The organism is Bacillus sp. SB49 (assembly GCF_000469135.2).
In the GTDB taxonomy this organism is placed as follows: Bacteria; Bacillota; Bacilli; order Bacillales; family Halobacillaceae; genus Halobacillus.
Map to the genome: position 1 here is coordinate 939,941 of NZ_CP048117.1, position 25,060 is coordinate 965,000.

General features: G+C 46.9%; 26 protein-coding genes and 2 rRNA genes (1 of these 28 only partly in view). 18 read left to right on the forward strand and 10 right to left on the reverse strand.

Features of this window, described 5'->3' with window-relative positions; translation table 11 throughout:
- Positions 1 to 16 precede the first annotated feature (16 nt).
- Entirely contained in the window at positions 17 to 835 is an 819-nt protein-coding gene (locus M662_RS04760; RefSeq protein WP_026578590.1) for a Cof-type HAD-IIB family hydrolase, read from the reverse strand.
- Between the two features lie 188 nt (positions 836 to 1,023).
- Here M662_RS04760 and glcT point away from each other — a divergent pair, with 188 nt between their 5' ends.
- From glcT to M662_RS04775, 3 genes are all read left to right on the forward strand, one after another.
- Positions 1,024 to 1,866 carry a glucose PTS transporter transcription antiterminator GlcT gene (gene glcT, locus M662_RS04765; protein WP_008632602.1) on the forward strand — a complete coding sequence of 281 codons (843 nt, stop codon included), beginning with the start codon at positions 1,024 to 1,026 and terminating at the stop codon, positions 1,864 to 1,866.
- Positions 1,867 to 2,109: 243 nt separating this feature from the next.
- Complete coding sequence (gene ptsG / locus M662_RS04770; RefSeq protein WP_026578589.1) at positions 2,110 to 4,146, forward strand: glucose-specific PTS transporter subunit IIBC; 2,037 nt, start codon at positions 2,110 to 2,112, stop codon at positions 4,144 to 4,146.
- A gap of 15 nt (positions 4,147 to 4,161) precedes the next feature.
- The gene (locus M662_RS04775; RefSeq protein WP_008632598.1) at positions 4,162 to 4,428 is read left to right on the forward strand and encodes a phosphocarrier protein HPr; all 267 of its coding nucleotides are present in this window, start codon (positions 4,162 to 4,164) and stop codon (positions 4,426 to 4,428) included.
- An 89-nt stretch (positions 4,429 to 4,517) separates the two neighbouring features.
- Here the strand turns inward: M662_RS04775 and M662_RS04780 are convergent, their stop codons facing one another.
- Positions 4,518 to 5,177 (reverse strand): SDR family NAD(P)-dependent oxidoreductase, encoded by a 660-nt coding sequence (locus M662_RS04780; protein WP_026578588.1) that lies wholly within the window; start codon positions 5,175 to 5,177, stop codon positions 4,518 to 4,520.
- A 92-nt stretch (positions 5,178 to 5,269) separates the two neighbouring features.
- Here M662_RS04780 and M662_RS04785 point away from each other — a divergent pair, with 92 nt between their 5' ends.
- The gene (locus tag M662_RS04785; RefSeq protein ID WP_008632582.1) at positions 5,270 to 5,605 is read left to right on the forward strand and encodes a YfhH family protein; all 336 of its coding nucleotides are present in this window, start codon (positions 5,270 to 5,272) and stop codon (positions 5,603 to 5,605) included.
- A 37-nt stretch (positions 5,606 to 5,642) separates the two neighbouring features.
- Here the strand turns inward: M662_RS04785 and M662_RS04790 are convergent, their stop codons facing one another.
- Together M662_RS04790 and sspK are read right to left on the reverse strand one after the other, a co-directional pair.
- Positions 5,643 to 5,786 (reverse strand): YpzG family protein, encoded by a 144-nt coding sequence (locus tag M662_RS04790; protein WP_152413291.1) that lies wholly within the window; start codon positions 5,784 to 5,786, stop codon positions 5,643 to 5,645.
- Entirely contained in the window at positions 5,779 to 5,952 is a 174-nt protein-coding gene (sspK, locus tag M662_RS04795) for a small acid-soluble spore protein K (RefSeq protein ID WP_008632580.1), read from the reverse strand. Before sspK ends, M662_RS04790 begins: the two co-directional genes overlap by 8 nt.
- A gap of 109 nt (positions 5,953 to 6,061) precedes the next feature.
- Here sspK and M662_RS04800 point away from each other — a divergent pair, with 109 nt between their 5' ends.
- Positions 6,062 to 6,328 (forward strand): YfhJ family protein, encoded by a 267-nt coding sequence (locus M662_RS04800; protein WP_026578587.1) that lies wholly within the window; start codon positions 6,062 to 6,064, stop codon positions 6,326 to 6,328.
- 44 nt (positions 6,329 to 6,372) lie between these two features.
- Here M662_RS04800 and M662_RS04805 read toward each other — a convergent pair whose 3' ends face one another.
- Entirely contained in the window at positions 6,373 to 7,374 is a 1,002-nt protein-coding gene (locus tag M662_RS04805) for a metal-dependent hydrolase (protein WP_008632576.1), read from the reverse strand.
- 60 nt (positions 7,375 to 7,434) lie between these two features.
- On the opposite strand from M662_RS04805, the gene mutY reads away from it, so the two are divergent.
- Positions 7,435 to 8,523 carry an A/G-specific adenine glycosylase gene (gene mutY, locus M662_RS04810; protein ID WP_008632573.1) on the forward strand — a complete coding sequence of 363 codons (1,089 nt, stop codon included), beginning with the start codon at positions 7,435 to 7,437 and terminating at the stop codon, positions 8,521 to 8,523.
- Here the strand turns inward: mutY and M662_RS04815 are convergent.
- Positions 8,513 to 8,737 (reverse strand): hypothetical protein, encoded by a 225-nt coding sequence (locus M662_RS04815; RefSeq protein ID WP_008632571.1) that lies wholly within the window; start codon positions 8,735 to 8,737, stop codon positions 8,513 to 8,515. The two genes, mutY and M662_RS04815, sit on opposite strands and share 11 nt — an antisense overlap.
- 264 nt (positions 8,738 to 9,001) lie before the next feature.
- On the opposite strand from M662_RS04815, the gene M662_RS04820 reads away from it, so the two are divergent.
- The 4 genes from M662_RS04820 to M662_RS04835 all read left to right on the forward strand — a co-directional run bounded on the left by M662_RS04820 (position 9,002) and on the right by M662_RS04835 (position 12,920).
- Positions 9,002 to 10,072 carry a C40 family peptidase gene (locus M662_RS04820; RefSeq protein WP_008632569.1) on the forward strand — a complete coding sequence of 357 codons (1,071 nt, stop codon included), beginning with the start codon at positions 9,002 to 9,004 and terminating at the stop codon, positions 10,070 to 10,072.
- Positions 10,073 to 10,195: 123 nt separating this feature from the next.
- The gene (locus M662_RS04825; RefSeq protein ID WP_008632568.1) at positions 10,196 to 10,372 is read left to right on the forward strand and encodes a gamma-type small acid-soluble spore protein; all 177 of its coding nucleotides are present in this window, start codon (positions 10,196 to 10,198) and stop codon (positions 10,370 to 10,372) included.
- A 185-nt stretch (positions 10,373 to 10,557) separates the two neighbouring features.
- A complete protein-coding gene (gene ntdP / locus M662_RS04830) occupies positions 10,558 to 11,085 on the forward strand; it encodes a nucleoside tri-diphosphate phosphatase (protein ID WP_008632566.1) in 528 nt (175 codons plus the stop codon).
- Between the two features lie 68 nt (positions 11,086 to 11,153).
- Complete coding sequence (locus M662_RS04835; RefSeq protein WP_008632564.1) at positions 11,154 to 12,920, forward strand: ABC transporter ATP-binding protein; 1,767 nt, start codon at positions 11,154 to 11,156, stop codon at positions 12,918 to 12,920.
- A gap of 172 nt (positions 12,921 to 13,092) precedes the next feature.
- Here M662_RS04835 and M662_RS04840 read toward each other — a convergent pair whose 3' ends face one another.
- The 3 genes from M662_RS04840 to M662_RS04850 all read right to left on the reverse strand — a co-directional run bounded on the left by M662_RS04840 (position 13,093) and on the right by M662_RS04850 (position 16,061).
- Positions 13,093 to 14,160, reverse strand: coding sequence for an FUSC family protein (locus tag M662_RS04840; RefSeq protein WP_008632560.1), 1,068 nt, complete (start codon positions 14,158 to 14,160; stop codon positions 13,093 to 13,095).
- A gap of 312 nt (positions 14,161 to 14,472) precedes the next feature.
- Positions 14,473 to 15,771, reverse strand: coding sequence for a glutamate-1-semialdehyde 2,1-aminomutase (locus tag M662_RS04845; RefSeq protein WP_026578586.1), 1,299 nt, complete (start codon positions 15,769 to 15,771; stop codon positions 14,473 to 14,475).
- Between the two features lie 203 nt (positions 15,772 to 15,974).
- A complete protein-coding gene (locus tag M662_RS04850; protein ID WP_079478425.1) occupies positions 15,975 to 16,061 on the reverse strand; it encodes a YjcZ family sporulation protein in 87 nt (28 codons plus the stop codon).
- 181 nt (positions 16,062 to 16,242) lie between these two features.
- Between M662_RS04850 and M662_RS04855 the strand changes: the two genes are divergently transcribed.
- From M662_RS04855 to perR, 5 genes are all read left to right on the forward strand, one after another.
- Positions 16,243 to 16,653, forward strand: coding sequence for a potassium channel family protein (locus M662_RS04855; RefSeq protein ID WP_026578585.1), 411 nt, complete (start codon positions 16,243 to 16,245; stop codon positions 16,651 to 16,653).
- 62 nt (positions 16,654 to 16,715) lie between these two features.
- Positions 16,716 to 17,186 carry a thioredoxin-dependent thiol peroxidase gene (gene bcp, locus M662_RS04860; protein WP_008632555.1) on the forward strand — a complete coding sequence of 157 codons (471 nt, stop codon included), beginning with the start codon at positions 16,716 to 16,718 and terminating at the stop codon, positions 17,184 to 17,186.
- A gap of 73 nt (positions 17,187 to 17,259) precedes the next feature.
- On the forward strand, positions 17,260 to 18,213 hold the full coding sequence (locus M662_RS04865) for a D-2-hydroxyacid dehydrogenase (RefSeq protein WP_026578584.1): 954 nt from the start codon (positions 17,260 to 17,262) through the stop codon (positions 18,211 to 18,213).
- A 2-nt stretch (positions 18,214 to 18,215) separates the two neighbouring features.
- The gene (locus M662_RS04870; protein ID WP_008632545.1) at positions 18,216 to 18,773 is read left to right on the forward strand and encodes a cob(I)yrinic acid a,c-diamide adenosyltransferase; all 558 of its coding nucleotides are present in this window, start codon (positions 18,216 to 18,218) and stop codon (positions 18,771 to 18,773) included.
- A 114-nt stretch (positions 18,774 to 18,887) separates the two neighbouring features.
- Positions 18,888 to 19,331, forward strand: coding sequence for a peroxide-responsive transcriptional repressor PerR (gene perR / locus M662_RS04875; protein ID WP_035388587.1), 444 nt, complete (start codon positions 18,888 to 18,890; stop codon positions 19,329 to 19,331).
- A 77-nt stretch (positions 19,332 to 19,408) separates the two neighbouring features.
- Here the strand turns inward: perR and M662_RS04880 are convergent, their stop codons facing one another.
- Entirely contained in the window at positions 19,409 to 19,786 is a 378-nt protein-coding gene (locus M662_RS04880) for a YgzB family protein (RefSeq protein ID WP_008632541.1), read from the reverse strand.
- Between the two features lie 134 nt (positions 19,787 to 19,920).
- On the opposite strand from M662_RS04880, the gene M662_RS04885 reads away from it, so the two are divergent.
- The 3 genes from M662_RS04885 to M662_RS04895 form a co-directional block, all read left to right on the forward strand.
- Positions 19,921 to 20,793 carry a nucleotidyltransferase-like protein gene (locus M662_RS04885; protein ID WP_008632539.1) on the forward strand — a complete coding sequence of 291 codons (873 nt, stop codon included), beginning with the start codon at positions 19,921 to 19,923 and terminating at the stop codon, positions 20,791 to 20,793.
- Between the two features lie 411 nt (positions 20,794 to 21,204).
- Positions 21,205 to 22,768, forward strand: a 16S ribosomal RNA gene (locus M662_RS04890).
- Positions 22,769 to 22,950: 182 nt separating this feature from the next.
- Positions 22,951 to 25,060 (forward strand): 23S ribosomal RNA (locus M662_RS04895) (it continues 809 nt past the right edge of the window).
- Together the 16S and 23S rRNA genes form the textbook arrangement of a ribosomal RNA operon.

Sequence of the window (25,060 nt, forward strand, 5' to 3'; positions counted from 1 at the left end):
AAGAACAAGCGCTGGCTCAGACGTCAGCCGCTTGTTCTTTTTTGTTCAATAGTCCTTTTTTCTCCAAGTCTTCGATTGCTTCGTGAACGTGGTCGACGACCTGAGAGGCTTTTGCTTTTACGTCATCATGGGCGGTCGCCATGACATAACTGTGTGGTGTCATTTCGAACATGCTGATGTCATTAAACGAATCTCCGACACAAGCAACTTCTTCCGGTTTTAATCCGAGTTTATCAATCAGTTTACGAATTCCGTTCCGTTTGTTGATCTCTTTAGGCATCATGTCCACGCAGGTTTCGTGGGAAATGAAGCTGTCAATCTCTTCACCGAACGTCTCCTTGATGTTTTTGGCGGCATGCACTACGTCTGCTTCCTGTCCATTCAAGGTGATCTTGGATGGGAAAATCGTTTGGCCGATTTCCTGCTTCAAGTCCGGCTGGATGATAATGTCATGGAAAAGCTGCTCGGAAATAATATCCACCCATTCGTGGTGCTTGTCCGTAAAGGTCTGATCGGCTGTGGAGACGGTTTTGACCATCGGCTCTTTCTCGATGGCAGTCAGTATTCTTTCCGCCATATTGCCTTCAAACGTTTCTGCGTAGATTTCCTGTCCTTGGTTATCATAAACGAAAGCACCGTTCTGACTGACACGGTGACCGTTGACGCCCACACGTTTCAATACTTCTGCGATTTCGTGATCCATACGTCCGGAAGCCACCGTAAGCGGAGTGCCGTGGTCAATCATCCATTTCAATGCATCAATATCTTCGTTTTTTATATAGTGATCCATGCCGAGAAGGGTCCCGTCGAGATCTGTGACGAATAGTTTGATCATAAATATATCTCCTCCAAGTTTCTTCATTGATGTACATACCTTACTGATTGTACACGACGCAACCGCTTTCAGACAAAGGAGAAGCCTCTCTGTTATGTTAACCTCTTGTAAAATTCCGCTGTGGAATATACGATAGAAGTTATGAGAACGCTGAAAACGCTTTTAATAGTGTTGAGTGGGGGTCCATGATGGAACAGCAGTTAAGGATAGAAAAAGTATTGAATAATAACGTTGTCATTGCTGCCCACCCGGTTTATGAGGAAGTGGTATTGATAGGAAAGGGGATCGGCTTTAACCGGAAATCCGGAGAGGATGTTTCCTTTGACAAAGCCGATAAGACCTTCTTATTAAGTAACGAGAGAGAGAAAGAACAGTATGTTAACCTTCTGCCTCATATCGATGAGCAGCTGATCGATTTCATGAATGATATTCTCATCCACATTGAAGAGAGGATGGGGCAGGAACTGCACCAGCATATCCACGTCGGATTGACCGACCACCTCGCCTTTGCCATCAATCGCGCGAAAAAGAACATGCAGTTTACCAATCCTTTCTTATCTGAAATCGAATCGATTTATCCAAAAGAATACCAGGTGGCCATGGAAGTCGTCACGATGATTTACGATCGGATGGGTACGCAGTTTCCTGAAGGGGAAATCGGGTTTATTGCTCTGCATATCCATAGTGCAGTCACGGACAAAACCTTGAGAGAAATCAACAGGCACAACCAGCTGATCGCTCGACTTGTATCCATCGTCGAAGATACGATGAAGCTGACGATTGATCGGAACAGCATTGATTATCACAGACTTGTCCAGCATCTTCACCGAGCAATTGATCGTGTGTATCAGGAGGAGAACGTAGGGGATGAAATTCGTTTAGCAGACATGTTGAAACAGGAGTACCCGGTGTGCTATAATCTTGCATGGAAGTTAATGAAAGTGATGCAAAAACAGTTGAACAAACCCGTAGATGAATCTGAGGCCATTTATTTGACCATTCATCTGCAGCGGTTGACCCATAAATCCTAGACGTACGTGTTACTGACGCGATCAGGCATGAGTACAAGGGAATTCTGTTACGGCTTAAGGGATACGTGTACCCTTTTGCAGGCGGAATGTCTTGTACTCATGCTTTTTTTTTCGTCTGATTACGAGTCGTACAGCTGCACCTGCCTGATCAGGTGCAGCGTTTCCCGGCATAATTGTAAACGTTTTATTACTATACATCCCGGGTCCAACTGTTTTCATTCACTTAAAAAAGGAGGAAATACAATGTTCAAAAATGCTTTTGGTACTTTACAAAAAGTAGGTAAGGCGTTGATGACACCAGTAGCACTGCTCCCGGCGGCCGGTATCCTGCTTGCCTTCGGTACAAGCTTTGCGCAGGACTCATTCGTCGATAAAGTTCCGTTCTTCGGAACACCTTGGCTTCAGACATTGCTTCAAGTCATGGCGGAAGCCGGCGGAATCGTCTTTGATAACCTGCCGTTGCTGTTCGCTGTCGGTGTAGCCATCGGCCTTGCAAAAGGGGATGGAGTTGCCGGACTGGCAGCCATCATCGGTTATTTGATTATGAACGTCGTAATGGGCGTACTGGGAGGCGTCGATGCCGATATGGTAACCGACCCTGCCTATGCAATGGTGTTAGGAATCCCTACGCTGCAAACAGGGGTATTCGGAGGGATTATCGTCGGTATCTTAGCCGCGGCCCTGTACAACAAATTCTTCAATATTGAACTGCCGCAGTTCCTTGGATTCTTTGCCGGGAAGCGTTTCGTTCCAATAATTACCGCTTTCTCTGCTTTATTCCTTGGTATCATCATGCTGTTCGTATGGCCGTATGCGCAGGGTGGATTGAATGCGCTGTCCCGTCTGATGCTGGAAGGGAACCAGACAATATCCGCGTTCTTCTTCGGTCTGATCGAGCGCTCCATGATTCCATTCGGTCTGCACCACATTTTCTATTCACCGTTCTGGTTTGAGTTCGGCAGCTATACGAGTGCAGCCGGAGATATCGTTCGTGGCGACCAGGCGATTTTCTTTGAACAGTTGAAAGACGGCGTGGACTTCACTGCCGGTACGTTCATGGTCGGTAAATTCCCGTTCATGATGTTCGGTCTTCCAGCTGCTGCTCTTGCCATTTACCACACGGCAAGACCGGAACGTAAGAAAGTAGTCGGAGGAATCATGCTTTCTGCAGCATTGACTTCTTTCCTTACTGGTATTACAGAGCCGCTGGAATTCTCATTCTTGTTCGTAGCTCCGGTACTTTTCGGAATTCACGCTGTATTTGCCGGCTTCTCCTTCATGGTCATGGAACTGTTGAATGTGAAGATCGGTATGACCTTTTCCGGAGGATTGATCGACTTCATCCTGTTCGGTATCCTTCCGAACCGTACGGACTGGTGGTGGGTCATCATCGTCGGACTTGTCCTTGCCGTGATCTATTACTTCGGATTCCGCTGGGCGATTCTCAAGTTCAACCTGGCGACGCCGGGCCGTGAGAAAGAAGACGCGAATGCAGAGGAAGACGGCGAAGTGGGCGATCTTCCATATGAAATTCTCGAAGCAATGGGCGGTCAGGAAAACATCGCTCACCTGGATGCTTGTATTACACGTCTTCGCGTTTCTGTTAATGACAAAGGTAATGTGAACAAAGACCGTCTGAAACGATTGGGTGCATCCGGTGTCATGGAAGTTGGAAACAACATCCAGGCCATCTTCGGACCTGTATCCGATTCCCTTCGTGGACAAATGCAGGATATCATCGATGGAAAGACACCGCGTAAACAGGAAGATGTAAAAGAAATTGTCAACGAAGTCAGCGATAACGATATGCCTGTCAGAGAAGGTGAGTTGGGCTTCGTCAGCCCGATCAAAGGGAAAATCATGCCGATCACAGAAGTACCTGACCAAGTGTTCTCAGGTAAAATGATGGGAGACGGCTTTGCAATGGAGCCGGAAGATGGTAAGATAGTTTCGCCGATAAACGGTAAAGTCCTGAACGTATTCCCGACGAAGCATGCGATCGGACTGCAGGCGGATAACGGCACAGAAATCCTTATCCACATCGGTATCGATACTGTAGGCTTGAAAGGGGAAGGGTTTACAGATAGAATTGCTGAAGGGGACGAAGTGAAGCAGGGACAGACGATGATGGAAGTGGACCTTGACTTTGTCAAAGAAAACGCGCCGTCTATCGTTACACCGATCGTCTTCACGAACCTCGAAGAAGGACAATCTGTAACCATTAAGGCTTCCGGACATGTCGATCACAATGATAAAGATATCATTGAAATTACAAAATAAAGAGGAGAATGAATCATGGCACAACAAACAATCACAATCACATCTGCTGACGGCGTGCACGCTCGTCCAGCAACAGCTCTAGTACAAGTAGCAGGTAAATTCCAATCCGACGTAAACCTTGAGTACAACGGTAAATCCGTTAACATGAAGTCCATCATGGGCGTTATGTCTCTTGGTATCCCTAACGGTGCGGAAGTTACTTTCAAAGCGGAAGGTTCTGACGAAACAGAAGCTGTAGAGGCAATTGTAGCGAAAGTAAAAGAAGAAAACCTTGGAGAGTAATTCTCTCTAACAAAAAAAGCTGACCCTCTGCGGTCAGCTTTTTTTTGCTTGAAAAGCGGTTTCCAATGGAGAAACGCTCTTGCTCCCCTTTAACGATCAACGAAAATCTCCTTCCGCCCGTCATCTTCCTGGAAGATTTGTTCCGCTACAACTTCCGGTCCCTTCATTCGCCCCGGGTTCTCTACGTGATCGGACTGATCCCAGAATGGCGTGTTCATTCCGCCCATATAAACAGCGGTTGCCGTCATCGGAAGCCCTTCCCACTCTTGATGCAGACTCTCTGTGAAACCACGGACCGCATACTTGCTGGCGCAATAAATGCTTTCGTTCCTTTTGCCTCGCAGACCTGCTGTGGAAATGATGTTCAAAACACGTCCTTTTGATTTCTTCAGCATCGACGCCGTATGCTGGGTAAGCAGGATGGTGCCTTTGACGTTCGTATCAAGGACAAGATCTATTTGTTCCGGCGTATAATTCTGCAGCTCCCCGAAAATGCCGACACCAGCATTGTTGATCAATACATCCACATGATCGACCTGACGTACAGCATCCACAACAGAATCCGCGTCTGATATGTCACAAACGACGATTTCAGACGTCCCTGGATACTCCATTATCTCTTCGTGTACCTGCATCAGCTTTTTCTTGTTCCGCCCTGTCAAGATGACGTGGTTTCCTTCTCCGGCATAACGGTGCGCTAATGCTCTCCCTAAACCGGTCCCGGCACCAGTGATCCATACGCGTTCCATGAAAACTCCTCCTTTGATCGTGCTTTCACCATACTCATTGTGCCTATATCCTGTTAAGATGTAAAGAAGAGACAGAGAAAGGGAGGACAAGGATGGAACGAAGATACAGTGATTATACACAGGAAGAACTCAGGCAGGAGATTGCCCAATTGACGGAAAAGGCCCAGAAGGCGGAGCAGATGGGGATGGTCAACGAATTCGCCGTACATGAACGGAAGATCATTATGGCAAAGTCCTACATGATGGACCCCTCCGTATTTCATCCGGGAGAACGGTATCGGATAGAAGGGGAGCCTGCTGCCTTCAAAATTGACTATATGAATGGTATTTTTGCTTGGGGATATAGGGAGAACCAGCAGGGAGAGAAGCTTACGGAAGAGGAAGAAGAAGCGATTCCTATCGCATTGCTGGGAGATAAAATAGTATAAGGAAAAGCCGGGCGTTAAGGGCCCGGCTTTTGTATGATCAGCTTCTTTTACGCATCTGTACTTCGGTGATTTGGTCTGCCTGCGTCTGTTCCGTTTCGCCGTTCACTCGCTTGTTCAAGTGCTTCAGGCTTCGGTGCGAACGTATTCCTGAGTTTTTTCCGTTAAACATACGGTTACCCATGATAATTCCTCCCTATATCATTGACATCCCTGTGCCTTGATCTTGCTGCTCGTTCCTGGGGCTTGTTGTTGATTGTTCCGTCAGGACGTTTAGCAAGGTATTCACTTTGGTCATCAGGCGCGTGTGTCATCTTGACATTAGGAAAATTCTTCGCCTTGTTACGCATCGGTCATCCTCCTCGTGTCTCTTTGGGAGACAAGGTTAGTATGTGTAGCTCATCGGAGGATATGTGGTACAATGGATGCGAAAACATTGGCAAATTTGGAGTGGTAGAAATGAATGAAATTTATCAGCGGTTAGCTGAGCGTTTGTATGAAAAGAATGAGCATTTGACTATAGATGAAGCGACCACATGGGTGGAGCTGCTTTGGGAAGACTTTGAAACGACGAGGGCGAAAGCGGGGCATGATTATCAGGGCAAGCAGGTGACCGAGCAGATCGTTCTGCGCTGGATAGATAATTACGGGCCGAGACTGCATGAATTCGTCGCCACCAACCCCAAGTACAAACAAATGCTTGAGCGTAAAGGGTACTTTCATTAAAACAAAAAGGAGCTCCGCTAAAAACGGGGCTCCTTTCCTGCTGTTTATCTGCTGTCCTCCATCGGGCTCAGTTTATTCTGCAGCTTTTCTTCCGTGAATACCCAGCCCGTATAGGAGTTCAGTATTTTTAATTTATCTCCGTGTTCATCATCAATTTGGGCAAGCGCGACGAATGGATAACGCCCTCTCGACCGGTAGCGCAGGTCGATGAATCTTACTTCCGTGTATTCGTCGTAGTAGTTCATTTCGTAACGATATACTGGAGAAAAGGACAAAAAAGCTTTAATGTTATGGTCTGTTAATGCTTTTTTGACGACCGGGTCTTCATAATCGATCGGTTTGTTCCTAAACTCGTCCAGGATCGTTATCTCACCATCAACAGCGCGGCCGACGTAATATTTGTCCGGTGTCGTAATGGCGATTCTCCAAATATTCTGCTTCATCGTAGGAGATGTCGCGATTTGTTCTACATCACCGAAGTGGGCGTGGATCCGTTTGACAATCGTCCGTTTATCCATATACCTTTTGACATAATAAAGGGCAATGACGAAGTAGATGATCAACCACATCGGCCCCGGGGATGCACCGAGGTTCCAGGCGATAATCCCTGCGATATGCATCAGGAAAATGTAAGGGTCGAAGGTGTTGATGAAGCCATAAGCCACCCATCTTTTCGTAAATGGACGATAAGCCTGTGTCCCATAGGCATTGAACACATCGACAAAGACGTGAAGAATAACCGCAAGGAAACTCCAGAGCCACAGGTGCAGGAAGCTTACTTCAGGCACAAAGGCGTGAATGACAGCCGGAATGCTGATGCCCCATAGAACGACAGCAGGGATGGAGTGGGTGATTCCTCTATGGTGTCTGATATAAACAGCGTTGTTCTTCAATTTCAACACGGTATCGGAGTCAGGTGCTTGAGAGCCCACGATCGTACCGACGAGTACGGCATTAAATAAAGCCGGGTCGGATTGAACAGCGGGATCCAGTGTGGCAAGCCCGCCCAGAGCCACTCCCATGACTATATGTGTGGCAGTATCCATGTCTCTACCTCCTTTGGCCGGGAAGCTTCAATAGTAGTTTATCACGAAGGATGATCAACAATGAAAAAAACAGATCGAGTACAGCACATATTAAAGGATTTCAATGGTGGATCGTTCAGAGAGCAGCTGATCCATTGGTTTAAACAGGAACAAAGAATTCTCCCATGGCGGGAGAATCAGGACCCCTACAGAGTGTGGGTATCAGAAATTATGCTCCAACAGACGAAGGTTGATACCGTCATCCCTTACTTTAACCACTTTGTGACTAAGTTTCCCACTCCGAAAGCATTAGCAGAAGCAGAAGAGCAGGAAGTTCTGAAAGCGTGGGAAGGGCTTGGTTACTATTCCCGTGCCCGCAATCTCCAAAACGCCGTGAGAGAGGTCGTCGAAAATTATGGCGGCGTCGTACCGGATGATCCGGATGAATTGGGGAGTTTGAAAGGGGTCGGTCCTTACACGAAGGGAGCGATTCTGAGTATTGCTTATGATATACCGGAACCGGCGGTAGACGGGAACGTCATGCGTGTCTTATCCCGGGTGCTCCATGTAGAAGACGACATCGCTAAACAGAGCACAAGGAAACTTTTTGAAGGCCTCGTCCGTGGAGTTATTTCGCAGGAGGATCCCAGCTCCTTTAATCAAGGACTGATGGAATTGGGTGCCCTGATATGTACACCCAAATCTCCTTCCTGCTTTTTGTGTCCCGTCCAATCCGAATGCCGGGCTTTCGCACAAGGTATCGAGGAAGAATTACCTGTAAAAACGTCGAAAAAGAAACAGAAAAAACACCCTTATCTGCTCTTGGTTATTACGAACGAAGAGGGAGAAGTGCTTATAGAAAAACGACCGGATGAAGGTCTTTTGGCCTCCTTGTGGCAGTATCCGATGGTGCCGATGGAAGACCTTGATATGGAAGCCGCCGTCCACTGGTTCTACGGGGAATACGGCTTGAGCATTCGCTTTGAGGAGACGGTTACTCAAATCAAACACGTCTTTTCCCATTTGATTTGGGAAATGGATGTCGTCAAAGCTACCGTCACCGGCGGCGAGCTCGATCGTGCCCGTGCCCGCTTCGTCGATGAAGAAGCGCTTGAAGCATATCCATTCCCAGTTTCTCATCAGAAAGCCCATCCCTATATTAATCGATGACTGTATGAGTGCCGTTGGTCCAGGTAGCTTCTTTGCTGCCTTTAAGACCGCGGCGCTTTATTTCGTTATTGATCTCCCTGAGCAATGTGACACCTTCTGCATTCAAATAAGGGGCGGATTGGGATAAGGCATAATGGAAGTAACCGAGTTCTTTATCCTGCCATTCCTGTTTAGATTCCATCGTCAGTGCGGACAAGTCTCTACCTACATACATAGCTATTCCTCCTATAGCTCTAGTCTGTGCTGCAATGAATTCCTCATACCTGCAACGATACTCCTTCACGTATGTAACAAACTTGTAAAGTAACTGTAATGAAACCAAAGAAACCCTTATTTGATAAGGTGTCAAGCGTGAAATGTTGGTAATTGTTGAAGTTTCGGGCTATTTACAAAAACGTGTCATAGATGAATAATGGGACATAGGTTAATTGACCACATAATTTCAATAATTATATACATAGGGAGAGTTAAATAAATTATGAATAAAAAGCAACTTGTGACGGCTGTCGGCGGAGCTTTGATTGGGGCATCATTGTGGGGATCTTCTGTATTTGCGGACGAATTACATAAAGTTAAATCCGGAGACACTATTTGGGGACTCAGCCATCAATATGACGGATCTATTTCAGAAATCAAATCTTGGAACGGTTTAAATTCAGACATCATTTATGTCGGTCAGAATTTGATTGTTGAAAAAGGTTCATCAACGAAGAGCAGTTCAAGTTCTAATACTTCTACTTCTACAAGCGGTTCTTACACGGTTAAATCCGGTGATTCCCTTTGGGTAATTGCTTCCCGTAACGGTACATCCGTATCCAAACTGAAGAGCATCAACGGACTTTCCAGTGACATCATTTATCCTGGTCAGAAGCTTTCTTTGTCCGGCAGCAGCTCCAACAGTTCAAGCAGCAGCTCTGCGTCTAAAGGATCCAGCTCATCTTCCAGTTCTTCTTCAGCAAGCTCCTACACAGTGAAGAGCGGAGATACGCTTTCCGGTATTGCTTATAAATACGGAACATCTGTTTCTAAACTGCGCAGCCTGAATAATATTTCCGGTTCTATGATTTATGTCGGTCAGAAGATCAAAGTGGATGGTACGGTTTCTTCTTCCTCCTCTTCGTCTTCTTCATCCTCTAGTCATACATCTACCTCAAATGCATCCAGCTCAAACTCTGGATATGCAGAAGGTGTTATTCAAGAGGCTAAGAAACACATCGGTACGCCTTACGTATGGGGGGGTTCCACTCCGGCCGGGTTTGACTGCAGTGGTTTCCTTAACTATGTGTTTGCTCAAAAAGGAATCAGCATCCCTCGTACGGTTGCATCCATTTATGCAGACAGCCGCATGACGTCCGTCAGCGATTCCAGCCGTCAACGCGGGGACATCGTTTTCTTTGAAACGTACAAGCCTGGTGCATCCCATGCCGGTATCTATGTAGGAAACAACCAGTTCATTCACACTGGTTCTACAAATGGTGTAGAGATCAGCTCTCTTTCCAGCAACTACTGGAGCCAGCGCTACATTGGAACGAAACGTCTATCCAACTAATTGAAAAAAAGTGCAAGGTCTTCATTGTCAGGAGGCCCTGCACTTTTTTTGTTAGAAAAATTTATTTTTGAGGAATGAAAAGCCTGCCTCCTGTACACAATAATTTTTGCGGAGGTGATACACATGGCTAAGCAACCAAAACAAAACAAAACAGCTGCTGGTACTGATAAAAATCACGTAAAACAACAGAACCAACAAGCTGCTCAGGGTCAAAACCAATACGGTGCTGAATTTGCACAGGAAACTGATGCACAGCACGTAAAGCAGCAGAACCAAAAATCTCAGGCTAAGAAAAAGTAACCTGAGACGTTGGTAAGGTTGACCAGGCTGTTTATTAGCCTGTCACAATCCCCCGAATGGAAGGAGCCGCCTGGATGCCAGGCGGCTTCTTTTCTTTTGATGCAGTCCTATTTATTTTCAATCCCATCTATTTGTCGTTATAATGGAAAGAAGGTAGTGCGGATAGAAAGGGAAGGGGGGATATTATGCCCGGCCCAGAAGCAGGAAAAAGGATTGAAATCCAAAGTTATAAGCACAATGGGCAGCTGCACAGAGTTTGGGAAAGCACCACGATTTTAAAAGGAACAAGGAATGTTATTATCGGAGCCAATGATCGTACGACCGTTACGGAGAGTGATGGGCGCAGGTGGGTGACGCGTGAACCGGCCATCTGTTATTTCCATTCCAGACATTGGTTCAACGTCATCGGTATGTTAAGGAACGACGGAGTATACTATTACTGTAACATCAGTTCTCCCTTCATCTTCGAAGAGGAAACGATCAAATACATCGATTACGACCTTGATGTCAAAGTATTTCCTGATATGACTTTTAAAATCCTTGATGAAGACGAATATGATGTACACAAGCGTAAGATGAATTATCCGCATGTTTTAGACAGAATTCTATATAACAATATAGATACGTTAATTCGGTGGATCAGGCAGAGAAAAGGACCGTTTTCTCCGGAATTCATCGATCAGTGGTACGAGCGTTATTTGACGTATAGATAAGCAGTCTCCGCGCACTTTAAAAAGTGCGCTTCCTTGTGTTACAGGGTTAAATGAAAGAAGGTGTTTGTTTGGACAGCATCAAGAGATATCTCCAATTTGTCCGTCCTTATAAAGGTAAAATTATTATAACTATTCTGATCGGAATCGTTAAGTTTTCCATTCCATTATTAATGCCGTTAATCATTAAATACGTCATTGATGACATCATCAATGCTCAAGGGCTGGCGGCTTCTGAGAAAATGGACAACCTCCTGCTTCTTATGGGCGCAGCTTTTCTTGTGTTCCTTGTCATCAGACCACCCATTGAATACATTCGGCAGTATCTGGCTCAGTGGATCGGAAATAAAATCCTGTACGACATCAGGGAGCGTTTATTCGATCACATCCAGCGGCTCAGTCTCCGTTTCTATTCAAAGACGAAGACAGGGGAGATTATATCAAGGGTCATCCATGATGTAGAGCAGACGAAGACGTTCGTTATTACCGGGCTTATGAACATATGGCTGGATATGATTACGATCGTTATAGCTGTCATCATTATGCTGACAATGGATCCACTGCTCACCCTTGTGTCGATCGCTCTCTTCCCGCTTTACGGATTCGCTGTCAAATTCTTTTACGCCAGACTACGCAAGCTGACGAGGGACCGTTCTCAGGCATTGGCAGAAGTTCAGGGTCACTTGCATGAACGGGTCCAGGGAGTACCTGTGACAAGAAGTTTTGCGCTCGAAGATTATGAACAGAACCAATTTAATGGGAAGAACAAGAATTTTCTTGATAAGGCCCTTGTTCATACGAATTGGAATGCCTACACGTACTCCGTGACGAATACGATCACGGACCTGGCGCCGCTTCTCGTCATTACGTTTGCCGGATATCAGGTCATCACCGGTTCCCTTACAATCGGTACGATGGTCGCGTTCGTAGGGTATATGGACAGGGTCTATAATCCGCTTCGCAGACTGGTGAACTCGGCGACCGTTCTTACACAGTCGATCGCGTCGATGGACAGGGTATTCGAATTCGTGGATGAGAAGTATGACATCACGGACCGCGAAGGTGCAGTGAAGATGGATAACGCTTATGGGGATGTGAAGATAGAGAATGTTTCTTTTCGTTATGATGACGACGAGCCGGACGTACTGAAGGGCGTGTCGCTCGATGTAGAAAAAGGGGAAACGATTGCTCTGGTCGGTATGAGCGGAGGGGGAAAATCGACGCTCATCAGTTTGATTCCGCGATTTTATGATGTGACATCAGGACGGATCTTGATTGATGGGAAAGATATCCGCGATTACGAAACCCGATCCCTTCGTGACAATGTCGGTATGGTACTTCAGGACAACATCCTGTTCAGCGAATCCATTGCCATGAACATCCGGATGGGAAACCCGGATGCTTCGGATGAAGAAGTCATTGCAGCCGCCAAAGCTGCCAATGCCCATGACTTCATCATGGGATTGACCAACGGATACGATACACTCGTCGGTGAGCGGGGAGTGAAGTTGTCAGGTGGTCAGAAGCAGCGCGTAGCCATTGCAAGGGTGTTTCTCAAGGATCCGGCTCTGTTGATTTTGGATGAAGCAACTTCCGCTTTGGATTTGGAAAGTGAAAGCTTGATACAAAGTGCGCTGGAACGTCTGGCATCGGAAAGAACGACCTTTATCGTCGCTCACCGGTTGTCGACCATCACACATGCAGACCGTATCGTCTTGATTGAAAATGGAGAGATTGTCGAAGTCGGCAGTCACGAAGAACTGATCCAGCAGCGCGGGCACTATTATGATCTGTATCAGGTGCAGGAACTGGACACGAATAAACAGGAAATAAGGTAAAGTACATTCGTTGTCGGGCGCTTAGAAATAGCAAATAGTTCGAGCTGAAAAAATCATTTGAAGAAGATTTGTCGTCTTCTCCATAGAAAAAAGCTGCCTCTTGGAGGCAGCTTTTTTTCTATGGATATTTAGGTCTGCCGGATCAACGGGGAATACTCTTCCGTCAAAAAACTTATTTATCCGTTGTTTGAATGAAATCATCCTGATGGTGATTCTGGTAGCTTTTCAACAGCCTCTTCAATTTCTCCAGTTGGTAATAATACTCCATTAACTGAGAAGCGAGCGGCAGGAATACCAGTTTATCAGGGTTGTTATTTTCTTCGTAGACATGAACAAGCCGTTCCACCAATAGTGGTATATCCGGCTCTTCAATCTGACGAAGGGACTGTTTATGTGTCCGTTTAATTCTGCCCTTCAGGGATAAAATCAGTTTTTCATGGGCGTTGATTAATTTGTCCAGCTCTTGGACGAGCGCATCCTGAAAGTCTTCGGGAATCTGCTCAATTTTATGTTCCAGCCGGTAGAAAGCCTTCAGGACATCAAATGATTTTTTCGTTGTTGTAATTAACTGACGGAAAAGGACCAGTTTACGTCCTTTGGAGAAACGGGTGCCTTTGAAATAGGTCCGCTCTTCGGAATAAAGCAGATACGTATGGTCTACCCAGCGCATGTTGTCCTGTATGCGTGTGATTTCATACTTTAACGCAGGTTCATCGGATAACTGGCGGGTCGTGACCCTCAGCCACTGCAAAATATCCGTGGTGGCGGAATCGATCTTCATAAACAGCCTCGTCTCGTATCGTGGAGGCAGGAAAACCAAATTCACAATAAATGCAGCAAGGATACCGATCAACATCGATGTAAACCTCGAGCCTGCAAAGTACAGGAAGGTCTGATCGGTTGAATCCATCAATGCAATAACGGCAACGACAGCCAGAGAAATGGTATTCTCATTCATGCGGAGAGTCGTCGTCACGCCGATGACGATAATGATGGTAAAACCAACGATGAATGGATCATTACCTAAAGTGAAAACGGCCACAATAGCGATGATTGCCCCGATGGTATTCCCTTGCAGTTGTTCAATAATAGACTGGTACGAACGGTAAATGGATGGCTGGATGGAGAAAACAACGGCAATAGCAGCAAGTAAAGGCGATACAAATCCGACCATGTGGCCGATATATAAAGCGACGCCGACTGCCAAGCCTGTCTTCATCATTCTTGCCCCGAGTTTCATGCTAACATCATCCTTCTATATAATATGGGTAGCAATCTGCTGCTACAGACGAACGATGAACCCATTATACCTTATTTTGGTTGTAAAAAAACACAAAGAAAAAGCTTATGCTAAGTAGATGCATAAGCCTGAGGGGATCCAGCTGTTTGGCTGGAACCTATGAAAAGGGAAAGAAATGAAACAAAGATCATAATTCGTGGGAATATTCAGAATTATGTATATATCATAGCATGTCGTTCTTGTTAAATCAATTGAATATTCAGATAAATTACAATAAAATAAATCCCTCCCGGAAAAACGGGAGGGGGTAGGTCATGCTTCATCGGCCATCGTCTGAAAAGTACGTTCGACTGCCGCCAATGTCTGATCGATATCTTCATCTGTATGAGCCGTAGTGAGGAACCATGCTTCATATTTCGACGGGGCAAGGTTGATGCCTTCTGCGAGCATCAGTTTGAAGAATCTGGAAAATTGTTCACCATCGGTATTTTCCGCCTGCTCATAGTTTTCCACTTCTTCATCTGTGAAATAAACGGTCAACGCACCCTTAAGGCGGTTGATTTTGATTTGGATTCCTGCATGTTCTGCATGCTTATGGATACCATCTTCCAGACGTTTGCCGAGACGATCCATTTCCACATACAAGCCGTCCTGCTGCAGCACTTCCAGGCAGGCAATACCAGCAGACATGGATGCTGGATTCCCAGCCATCGTTCCTGCCTGGTAAGCAGGTCCGAGGGGAGCAACCTGTTCCATGATGTCTGCGCGTCCGCCGTATGCCCCGATCGGCAGACCACCGCCGATAATTTTACCCATTGCTGTCATATCCGGCTCGATATCCAGCAGCTGCTGGGCACTGCCGTATGTAAAGCGGAATGCTGTAATGACTTCGTCGTATATGACAAGCGCGCCGGCTTCATGAGCCAGATCGTTTACCTGTTGTAAAAAGCCCGGTTTTGGTTCCACAATTCCGAAATTGCCGACAATCGGCTCTACAAGAACGCCTGCGATTTCGTCACCATACTTACGAAGTGCCTCCTTGAATGGCTCGATATCATTAAAAGGCACGGTGATGACGTCTTGGGCAATGGCTTTTGGAACGCCGGCAGAGTCAGGGGTGCCGAGAGTGGATGGTCCGGATCCGGCTGCCACAAGTACGAGGTCGGAGTGGCCGTGGTAACAACCAGCGAACTTGATGATTTTATTGCGGCCTGTGTACGCGCGCGCCACTCTGATCGTCGTCATCACCGCTTCCGTACCTGAATTAACAAAACGGACTTTATCAAGAGACGGGATGGCGTCTTTCAGCATTTTCGCAAACCGGTTCTCAAGAGAAGTCGGCGTTCCATAGAGAACTCCGTTGTGGGCTGCTTTCACAATGGCTTCTGTAATATGAGGGTGGGCATGTCCGGTGATGATCGGGCCATAAGCTCCCAGGTAATCGATGAACTCATTCCCGTCTACATCATAGAAGCGGGATCCTTCCCCGCGCTCCATGTAAACCGGAGAACCGCCGCCGACACCTTTGTAGGCTCTGGACGGAGAGTTTACCCCTCCGACGATATGTTCCTGTGCTTCTTTATATAATTGTTCTGATGAAGTGAAATTCATTTTATAAACCTCCTATAACCTCTTCCTTCCTAACCATTGTAGCATGCTTGTCCATTCATGAAGACAGATGGAAAAAGACATCCTGAGAGGATGTCTTTCTTCCGGTTCCTTCACTCTAGAGCGTTGAAACAGTAACCGATCGTTTACACCGGAAAAAGATAGCCACCTTTACGATTTAACGTAAGTAGGTTAGTGTATCGATTTTAGTATACGAACGCTGCACCAACGATGATTAGAAGGATGAAAAGAACAACGATTAGCGCAAAGCCTCCGCCATATCCGTAACCCATTCACAATTCCCCCTTTCCATTGTTTACAGTATCGTATGCAGGGTCCGGTAAAGCGGGATGTGCATTCGCCCGGTTTTTCATAAGAAAGTGACGGAGGGAGAGTAGCATAAAATCGTACAAGCCCTCATAAGAGAAAAGGAGGGCCTTGTGATCCTTCCGCCCTTGGGAAAGGGAGCATGCCATGATTACTATCATCATTACTGTGGCCGCACTTGTTTTGATCGCCGCAAGCCTTAGGCAGATCTTCGTTTCTTTGGAATTCGAGCATAAGATCTTCTCTTTTCAGCTCTTTGTCTCCATTATGCTTCTCTACGCCATCGTCATGATAGGGTTCGGAATTATATATGCCGCCCTTCTGAATCAGGGAATGGCCGTTTATCGAATTGAATCCAGCCTTTATCAGCCGCTTTGGATGGGGGAGATTGCGCGCAGCATTTATTTCAGCGGCATTACTTTATTTACTGTAGGATATGGGGATATGATTCCTGTCGGGATAGGGAAATGGATCGCTATTCTGGAAGCGATGATCGGTTATACACTTCCTGCTGCCCTCGTAGCAAAAGTGTGGCAGAAGCATCAGGCAGATCGTTGATGTTGGAAGTTTGTCTTCATATGAGGTACCCTTAAGGTAGAATTCATTTAGGAGGGTCCTTCATGACAGTTGAACAAGGAAAGCCAGTAGCAGATTTCACACTCCCTGCCAGCAATGGGGAGCAGGTGTCACTATCCGATTATAAAGGGAAAAACGTCGTCTTGTACTTTTATCCGAAAGATATGACGCCGGGATGTACAACGGAAGCGTGTGATTTCCGTGACCATCACGAGAGCTTCGGCGACGTGGATGCTGTAATTCTGGGAGTAAGCCCCGATCCAGTTAAATCCCATGAAAAATTCATTGATAAGCATGATCTGCCATTTTTACTTTTGGCCGATGAAGACCAGGAAGTATCCGAGCAGTTTGGTGTATGGAAACTGAAAAAGAACTTCGGTAAAGAATATTACGGTATCGAACGCTCCACCTTCATTATTGATAAAGAAGGGAATCTTGCACAAGAGTTCCGTAAAGTGAAGGTTGAGGGCCATGTCGAAGCAGCGCTCCAATACATTCGTGAAAACCTGCAATAATTGAGAAGGAAACCATAGTCATGCAGGGACTATGGTTTCCTTTTGCACAAAACCAAGGAAAGAAGGGAACTCTATGAAGATCGTTTCCGTCATTAAACGTGTACCGGATGAAATACAACATAACCTTCGGACCAGGTTTTCCGAGGCTGAATTCTGCTTCTGCCACGGAATGGATGAAGGGGTGCATTACCTTGAAGATGCAGATGTACTGATTACATACGGCGAGGATTTGGACGAAACTAAAATCACCGCCGCTAAAAAGTTGAAATGGATTATGGTGCTGTCGGCGGGGATGGATAAGATGCCGTTTGAAGACATCGAAAAGCGGGGAATTCTAGTTACGAACGTCCGCGGTATTCATGCCAGGCCGATGGCGGAGTATGCCATTTCCATGCTGCTCCAGGTCAGCAGACAGGCAAAAACGCTCATGGAGAATGAGAAACAGCATAAGTGGGACAGGCGTCCGACCATGACAGAAATAAGCGAGAAGAAATTAGTCGTGCTCGGAACAGGAGCGATTGCCCAGGAGGTTGCCCGCCTTGGGAAGGCGTTTCATATGAAGACGACAGGCATTTCCAAATCAGGAAAGCGGCGTCCTTATTTCGATCGTGTTTTTCCTGTGGAACAAATGGACTTGATTCTTCCGCTGGCTGACTTCGTTGTCGCTGTCCTTCCGAGTACCGAAGAGACAAGGTACCTTTTAAAGAAGGAGCACTTCGCTGCCATGCCGGAAACCTGTATCTTTCTGAATATGGGAAGAGGGGATCTGGTGGCGACGGATGTCTTGTTGGAAGCGGTCAGGAACGGGGATATCGCTCATGCTGTTCTTGATGTAATGGAGGAAGAGCCGCTGCCTGAGGGGCATCCTTATTGGGAAGAAAAACAAGTCACTGTCACTCCGCATCTTTCCGGCATTTCGCCGGGGTATGTGCCGAGAGGATTCCAATTGTTTGAAGATAATCTGTCCGTCTTTCTAAGTGGAGAGGGCGAACTGCAAAATATAATCGACACGAAACGGGGGTACTGAAATTGAGAATTTATACAAGATCAGGAGATAAGGGGCAGACGTCCTTGATTTATGGTCAGAGAGTACCGAAGAACGATGTCCGCGTAGAAGCTTACGGAACGTGTGATGAAGCGAATTCCCATATAGGTCTTGCATTAAGCTATTTGAGAAAGGAAGACTGGGCCGATAAAGATGCTTTTATGCAGGCGCTTGAAAACGTCCAGACTGTATTGTTCCACGTTGGCGCGGAGCTTGCCACCCCTAAAGGGAAGGAAGTGATGTGGAAGGTGAAGAAAGAGCATATCGATCTGCTTGAGAACCAGATTGATGAGTGGGATCAGTCTTTGGATCCGTTGAAGAACTTCATTTTACCTTCCGGGCATGAGGCTTCGGCTTCTTTCCATTTGGCACGTACAGTCGTCCGGCGCGCGGAGCGGATTGCTGTCGCGCTTGAGGAAGACCTGCAGAACCCGTTGGTCGTATCCTATTTAAATCGTCTTTCGGACTTCCTTTTTGTTGCAGCACGCTATATCAATAAGCAGCTTGGCGGCAGAGAGTCGCTGCTGAACCCTGACGTGTAAACATCTGCAGCTGTCTTTATATTGACAAAAGCTTTTATCAGAGGTTACACTAATTGTAAGGATTCTAATTTAATAATATTATAAATCAAGAATCAGTTAATGAAAGCGAGGTGCATGACTGTGTCAGATCATCGACTCCAAGAAGCCGTTGATACATTGAAAGGCTCTGGTGTGAGGATTACTCCACAGCGTCATGCGGTGCTTGAATACCTGCTGAATTCTATGACTCACCCGACAGCTGATGAAATCTACAAAGCCTTGGAAAGTAAATTTCCAAACATGAGCGTAGCTACGGTTTACAATAATCTCCGCGTCTTTAAAGATATCGGCCTTGTCCGTGAATTGACCTACGGAGATTCATCCAGCCGCTTTGATTGTAATACCAGTGATCACTATCATGCGATATGCGAATCATGCGGTAAGATTGTCGACTTTCACTACCCAAGCTTGAACGAAGTAGAATCATTGGCCGAACAGGTGACTGGATTTAATGTTAGTCATCATCGCATGGAAGTGTACGGAGTATGTTCCGACTGTCAATCGAAGAATTCTCATTGAAACTGAAAGCCTTCGCTTTCAGTTTTTTTATATGTACAAATAGAAAGAGCCGCTATCCTATAGCGGCTCTTTCTGAATCAGGACTGTTCTTTCGGTTTTTGTCGTTTGTATCGTTTCGAATTGTAGCGTTCGTCGAATTCTTTGCCTTCCAAGGACGGATCCATGGTCAGTGGTTGGTCGCAGTGCATGCAGGCATCCACCCTTCCGAGCATCTTTGTCGGCTTCTCGCAGGAAGGACAGATGATTTGGATGGTCCTTGTCGACAATAAACCGATCCAGAAATAAACGACGGTACTCAAACCGACGAACAACATTCCCAGAATCATGAAGACAGTCATTAACCAAGGAGTCTGTTTGAAGACGATGCCGATATACATGACACCAATCCCCAGAAAAATCAGCCAGAAAGCAAAGGAACGAATCTTATTGATCTTGCTGCTGTATTTCAAGGCCATGCCGGTCCCTCCTTCGTATCTACCAAGTAGTATAGCATATTTTTCCTGCCATAAATACGCATGGAAAAAAGGAATTTGCCAAATAACAGCGAATAAAAAGATACGTAAGGGAAACTGAATCTGGAGGAAGAAAAATGGAAGATGTATTACGCCCGATCTATCAAGAGCGCGCGAGCCAAAGCAATACACTCGGTATTCTGCTATTGGAGAAGATGAAGCCGATCAGCCCTGTTACCGATAATTTCGATGTTATTCTTTTCATTATTGTCAGGGATGCGGAAGAATTATGGTATGTAAAACATTACGAATTCGATAATAAATCGGCAGCCATGCATATAGTAGATGAAACATTGCTTCAGCATTGGATCGACACCAGCTCCTACCGCCGTTCTGTAGAATGGGTCATCAACGGGACGATTGTATTTGAAAGAAATGAGTATGTAAGCCACTTAAAAGAAAACTTAAGGGAATTCCCACAGAAGACTCGTGATTTGAAGAAAGCGATCGAGTTTGCGAAGCTGATTCGAAGTTACAGTGAATCCAAAGATTTGTACGATTCCGGCCAGTACTTGGATTCCTACAGCCGTATGGTTCATTCCCTGCACTATCTCGCCCGGCTGGCTATTATAGAGAAAGGTTTTCATCCGGAGGTCACGGTATGGAACCAGGTGAAGCGGATCGAACCGGAGATTTATAAGCTGTATCAGGAATTGATTGAGAGCGGGGAACCGACGGATAAACGAATTCAATTGATGATTCTTGCCGTAGAACATTCCGTCAGCAAACGTTCGAGAGCAAGTGCCCGCCATCTGCTCACCCTGATGAATGAGAGGGAAGAACCTTGGTCATTCGGTGAATTGAAAGTGCATCCTGAAATACAGGAGTATATATTGGATTTATCATCTATGATTGAATATCTGGTCGATAAAGGCGTGTTAAACGTCATACTGCAAGAGACGAAAGGACCGCAGATCTTCCATAGAACCTATAAACCGGCAGCGGATTAACCCTGTGCTTTTCTGTTAACCTCTTTCTTAAATTGAGAAAGGGGATTTTTTTTAAATAAAACTATTGACGGTAACTTTTAAACCGTGCTATATTATTAAGCGTCGCATCAAGAACAAACGGTGCAACGCAAACGAATCAATAAAATGTTTCAAAAAAAGTATTGACTTACTTAAGCGAAACATGTTAAGATTTATCTTGTCGCTAAAAACGACAACGAAATAAAACTGAAAAAAAGTTGTTGACATCACATCGCTTTAAATGTTATGATGTAAAGGTCGCTTTCGGGCGAACAACAACAAATCGATCTTTGAAAACTGAACGAACCAACCAGTACGTCAAACATTCTTTCTATTATATAGAAAGAATTCAAACAAGCACATTCGGTGTGCAAAATGAGCAAGTCAAACACTTTTATGGAGAGTTTGATCCTGGCTCAGGACGAACGCTGGCGGCGTGCCTAATACATGCAAGTCGAGCGCGGGAAGCGAGATGATCCCTTCGGGGTGACGCTCGTGGAACGAGCGGCGGACGGGAGAGTAACACGTGGGCAACCTGCCTGTAAGATCGGGATAACTCCGGGAAACCGGGGCTAATACCGGGTAAAACTTTCTTTCGCATGAAGGAAAGTTGAAAGATGGCTTCTAGCTATCACTTACAGATGGGCCCGCGGCGCATTAGCTAGTTGGTGAGGTAACGGCTCACCAAGGCGACGATGCGTAGCCGACCTGAGAGGGTGATCGGCCACACTGGGACTGAGACACGGCCCAGACTCCTACGGGAGGCAGCAGTAGGGAATCTTCCGCAATGGACGAAAGTCTGACGGAGCAACGCCGCGTGAACGATGAAGGTCTTCGGATCGTAAAGTTCTGTTGTTAGGGAAGAACAAGTACCGTGCGAATAGAGCGGTACCTTGACGGTACCTAACGAGGAAGCCCCGGCTAACTACGTGCCAGCAGCCGCGGTAATACGTAGGGGGCAAGCGTTGTCCGGAATTATTGGGCGTAAAGCGCGCGCAGGCGGTTCCTTAAGTCTGATGTGAAAGCCCACGGCTCAACCGTGGAGGGTCATTGGAAACTGGGGAACTTGAGGACAGAAGAGGAGAGTGGAATTCCACGTGTAGCGGTGAAATGCGTAGATATGTGGAGGAACACCAGTGGCGAAGGCGACTCTCTGGTCTGTTTCTGACGCTGAGGTGCGAAAGCGTGGGTAGCAAACAGGATTAGATACCCTGGTAGTCCACGCCGTAAACGATGAGTGCTAGGTGTTAGGGGGCTTCCACCCCTTAGTGCTGAAGTTAACGCATTAAGCACTCCGCCTGGGGAGTACGGCCGCAAGGCTGAAACTCAAAGGAATTGACGGGGGCCCGCACAAGCGGTGGAGCATGTGGTTTAATTCGAAGCAACGCGAAGAACCTTACAAGGTCTTGACATCCTTGGACCTACCTAGAGATAGGGATTTCCCTTCGGGGACCAAGTGACAGGTGGTGCATGGTTGTCGTCAGCTCGTGTCGTGAGATGTTGGGTTAAGTCCCGCAACGAGCGCAACCCCTGATCTTAGTTGCCAGCATTCAGTTGGGCACTCTAAGGTGACTGCCGGTGACAAACCGGAGGAAGGCGGGGATGACGTCAAATCATCATGCCCCTTATGACCTGGGCTACACACGTGCTACAATGGATGGTACAAAGGGCAGCGAAGCCGCGAGGTGTAGCAAATCCCATAAAACCATTCTCAGTTCGGATTGCAGGCTGCAACTCGCCTGCATGAAGCCGGAATCGCTAGTAATCGCGGATCAGCATGCCGCGGTGAATACGTTCCCGGGCCTTGTACACACCGCCCGTCACACCACGAGAGTTGGTAACACCCGAAGTCGGTGAGGTAACCTTTTGGAGCCAGCCGCCGAAGGTGGGACCAATGATTGGGGTGAAGTCGTAACAAGGTAGCCGTATCGGAAGGTGCGGCTGGATCACCTCCTTTCTAAGGATTTAGAACGGAAGCGTACTTGGTTGGTTGTTCAGTTTTGAGAGATCGAAAGATTTCTCTGAACTACGTGAACCTTGAAAACTGGATAAGGAATCATCGTATCATCTAACGATGAAACGATTGATGACAAGACATCAAACATCGAAAGTTTTAAACAAACGTCTTTTCACGACGATAGTTAAGTGAATAAGGGCGCACGGTGGATGCCTTGGTACTAGGAGCCGATGAAGGACGGGACTAACACCGATATGCTCCGGCGAGCCGTAAGTAGGCTTTGACCCGGAGATTTCCGAATGGGGAAACCCACTGTTCGTAATGGAGCAGGATCTTATGCTGAATACATAGGTATAAGAAGGCAGACCCGGGGAACTGAAACATCTAAGTACCCGGAGGAAGAGAAAGCAAATGCGATTTCCCAAGTAGCGGCGAGCGAAACGGAATCAGCCCAAACCAAGAGGCTTGCCTCTTGGGGTTGTAGGACACTCCTTTGGAGTTACCAAGGAGAAAGGTAGATGAATCGATCTGGAACGATCAGCCAGAGCAGGTAACAGCCCTGTAGTCGAAACCTTTCTCCCTCCGGAGTGTATCCTGAGTACGGCGGAACACGTGAAATTCCGTCGGAATCCGGGAGGACCATCTCCCAAGGCTAAATACTCCCTAGTGACCGATAGTGAACCAGTACCGTGAGGGAAAGGTGAAAAGCACCCCGGAAGGGGAGTGAAAGAGATCCTGAAACCGTGTGCCTACAAGTAGTCAGAGCCCGTTAATGGGTGATGGCGTGCCTTTTGTAGAATGAACCGGCGAGTTACGACCGTATGCAAGGTTAAGCAGCAGAAGCGGAGCCGCAGCGAAAGCGAGTCTGAATAGGGCGAGTGAGTATGCGGTCGTAGACCCGAAACCGTGTGATCTACCCATGTCCAGGGTGAAGGTCAGGTAACACTGACTGGAGGCCCGAACCCACGCAAGTTGAAAATTGCGGGGATGAGGTGTGGGTAGGGGTGAAATGCCAATCGAACACGGAGATAGCTGGTTCTCTCCGAAATAGCTTTAGGGCTAGCCTCAGAATAGAAAGTCATGGAGGTAGAGCACTGATTGGACGAGGGGCCCCTATCGGGTTACCGAATTCAGTCAAACTCCGAATGCCATAGACTTTGTTCTGGGAGTCAGACTGTGGGTGATAAGGTTCATAGTCGAGAGGGAAACAGCCCAGACCGCCAGCTAAGGTCCCAAAGTGTGTGTTAAGTGGAAAAGGATGTGGAGTTGCTTAGACAACCAGGATGTTGGCTTAGAAGCAGCCATCATTTAAAGAGTGCGTAATAGCTCACTGGTCGAGTGACTCTGCGCCGAAAATGTACCGGGGCTAAACACACCACCGAAGCTGCGGATTGATCGTAGGATCAATGGTAGGAGAGCGTTCTAAGGGCCGTGAAGTCAGACCGTAAGGACTGGTGGAGCGCTTAGAAGTGAGAATGCCGGTATGAGTAGCGAAAAAAGAGTGAGAATCTCTTTCACCGAATGCCTAAGGTTTCCTGAGGAAGGCTCGTCCTCTCAGGGTTAGTCGGGACCTAAGCCGAGGCCGAAAGGCGTAGGCGATGGACAACAGGTTGATATTCCTGTACCACCTCCTTTCCGTTTGAACGACGGGGGGACGCAGGAGGATAAGGAGAGCGTGCCATTGGATGTGCACGTCCAAGCAGTGAGACGGTCGGATAGGCAAATCCGTCCGGCATAACGTCAAGCTGTGATGGGGAGGGAACTATAGTACCGAAGCTCCTGAGTTCACACTGCCAAGAAAATCCTCTAGTGAGGAAAGAGGTGCCCGTACCGCAAACCGACACAGGTAGGCGAGGAGAGGATCCTAAGGTGAGCGGGAGAACTCTCGTTAAGGAACTCGGCAAAATGACCCCGTAACTTCGGGAGAAGGGGTGCTCCTCTGCCGAGGAGCCGCAGTGAAAAGGCCCAAGCGACTGTTTACCAAAAACACAGGTCTCTGCGAAGCCGTAAGGCGAAGTATAGGGGCTGACACCTGCCCGGTGCTGGAAGGTTAAGGGGATGCGTTAGCGTAAGCGAAGCGTTGAACCGAAGCCCCAGTAAACGGCGGCCGTAACTATAACGGTCCTAAGGTAGCGAAATTCCTTGTCGGGTAAGTTCCGACCCGCACGAAAGGTGCAACGACTTGGGCACTGTCTCAACGAGAGACCCGGTGAAATTATACTATGTGTGAAGATGCACATTACCCGCGACAGGACGGAAAGACCCCGTGGAGCTTTACTGTAGCCTGATATT

Coding starts and splice junctions, on each gene's coding strand:
- M662_RS04760 (WP_026578590.1), bottom strand. CDS start 835: ATGATCAAACTATTCGTCACAGATCTCGACGGGACCCTTCTCGGCATG.
- glcT (WP_008632602.1), top strand. CDS start 1,024: ATGGAACAGCAGTTAAGGATAGAAAAAGTATTGAATAATAACGTTGTC.
- ptsG (WP_026578589.1), top strand. CDS start 2,110: ATGTTCAAAAATGCTTTTGGTACTTTACAAAAAGTAGGTAAGGCGTTG.
- M662_RS04775 (WP_008632598.1), top strand. CDS start 4,162: ATGGCACAACAAACAATCACAATCACATCTGCTGACGGCGTGCACGCT.
- M662_RS04780 (WP_026578588.1), bottom strand. CDS start 5,177: ATGGAACGCGTATGGATCACTGGTGCCGGGACCGGTTTAGGGAGAGCA.
- M662_RS04785 (WP_008632582.1), top strand. CDS start 5,270: ATGGAACGAAGATACAGTGATTATACACAGGAAGAACTCAGGCAGGAG.
- M662_RS04790 (WP_152413291.1), bottom strand. CDS start 5,786: ATGGGTAACCGTATGTTTAACGGAAAAAACTCAGGAATACGTTCGCAC.
- sspK (WP_008632580.1), bottom strand. CDS start 5,952: ATGCGTAACAAGGCGAAGAATTTTCCTAATGTCAAGATGACACACGCG.
- M662_RS04800 (WP_026578587.1), top strand. CDS start 6,062: ATGAATGAAATTTATCAGCGGTTAGCTGAGCGTTTGTATGAAAAGAAT.
- M662_RS04805 (WP_008632576.1), bottom strand. CDS start 7,374: ATGGATACTGCCACACATATAGTCATGGGAGTGGCTCTGGGCGGGCTT.
- mutY (WP_008632573.1), top strand. CDS start 7,435: ATGAAAAAAACAGATCGAGTACAGCACATATTAAAGGATTTCAATGGT.
- M662_RS04815 (WP_008632571.1), bottom strand. CDS start 8,737: ATGTATGTAGGTAGAGACTTGTCCGCACTGACGATGGAATCTAAACAG.
- M662_RS04820 (WP_008632569.1), top strand. CDS start 9,002: ATGAATAAAAAGCAACTTGTGACGGCTGTCGGCGGAGCTTTGATTGGG.
- M662_RS04825 (WP_008632568.1), top strand. CDS start 10,196: ATGGCTAAGCAACCAAAACAAAACAAAACAGCTGCTGGTACTGATAAA.
- ntdP (WP_008632566.1), top strand. CDS start 10,558: ATGCCCGGCCCAGAAGCAGGAAAAAGGATTGAAATCCAAAGTTATAAG.
- M662_RS04840 (WP_008632560.1), bottom strand. CDS start 14,160: ATGAAACTCGGGGCAAGAATGATGAAGACAGGCTTGGCAGTCGGCGTC.
- M662_RS04845 (WP_026578586.1), bottom strand. CDS start 15,771: ATGAATTTCACTTCATCAGAACAATTATATAAAGAAGCACAGGAACAT.
- M662_RS04850 (WP_079478425.1), bottom strand. CDS start 16,061: ATGGGTTACGGATATGGCGGAGGCTTTGCGCTAATCGTTGTTCTTTTC.
- M662_RS04855 (WP_026578585.1), top strand. CDS start 16,243: ATGATTACTATCATCATTACTGTGGCCGCACTTGTTTTGATCGCCGCA.
- bcp (WP_008632555.1), top strand. CDS start 16,716: ATGACAGTTGAACAAGGAAAGCCAGTAGCAGATTTCACACTCCCTGCC.
- M662_RS04865 (WP_026578584.1), top strand. CDS start 17,260: ATGAAGATCGTTTCCGTCATTAAACGTGTACCGGATGAAATACAACAT.
- perR (WP_035388587.1), top strand. CDS start 18,888: ATGACTGTGTCAGATCATCGACTCCAAGAAGCCGTTGATACATTGAAA.
- M662_RS04880 (WP_008632541.1), bottom strand. CDS start 19,786: ATGGCCTTGAAATACAGCAGCAAGATCAATAAGATTCGTTCCTTTGCT.
- M662_RS04885 (WP_008632539.1), top strand. CDS start 19,921: ATGGAAGATGTATTACGCCCGATCTATCAAGAGCGCGCGAGCCAAAGC.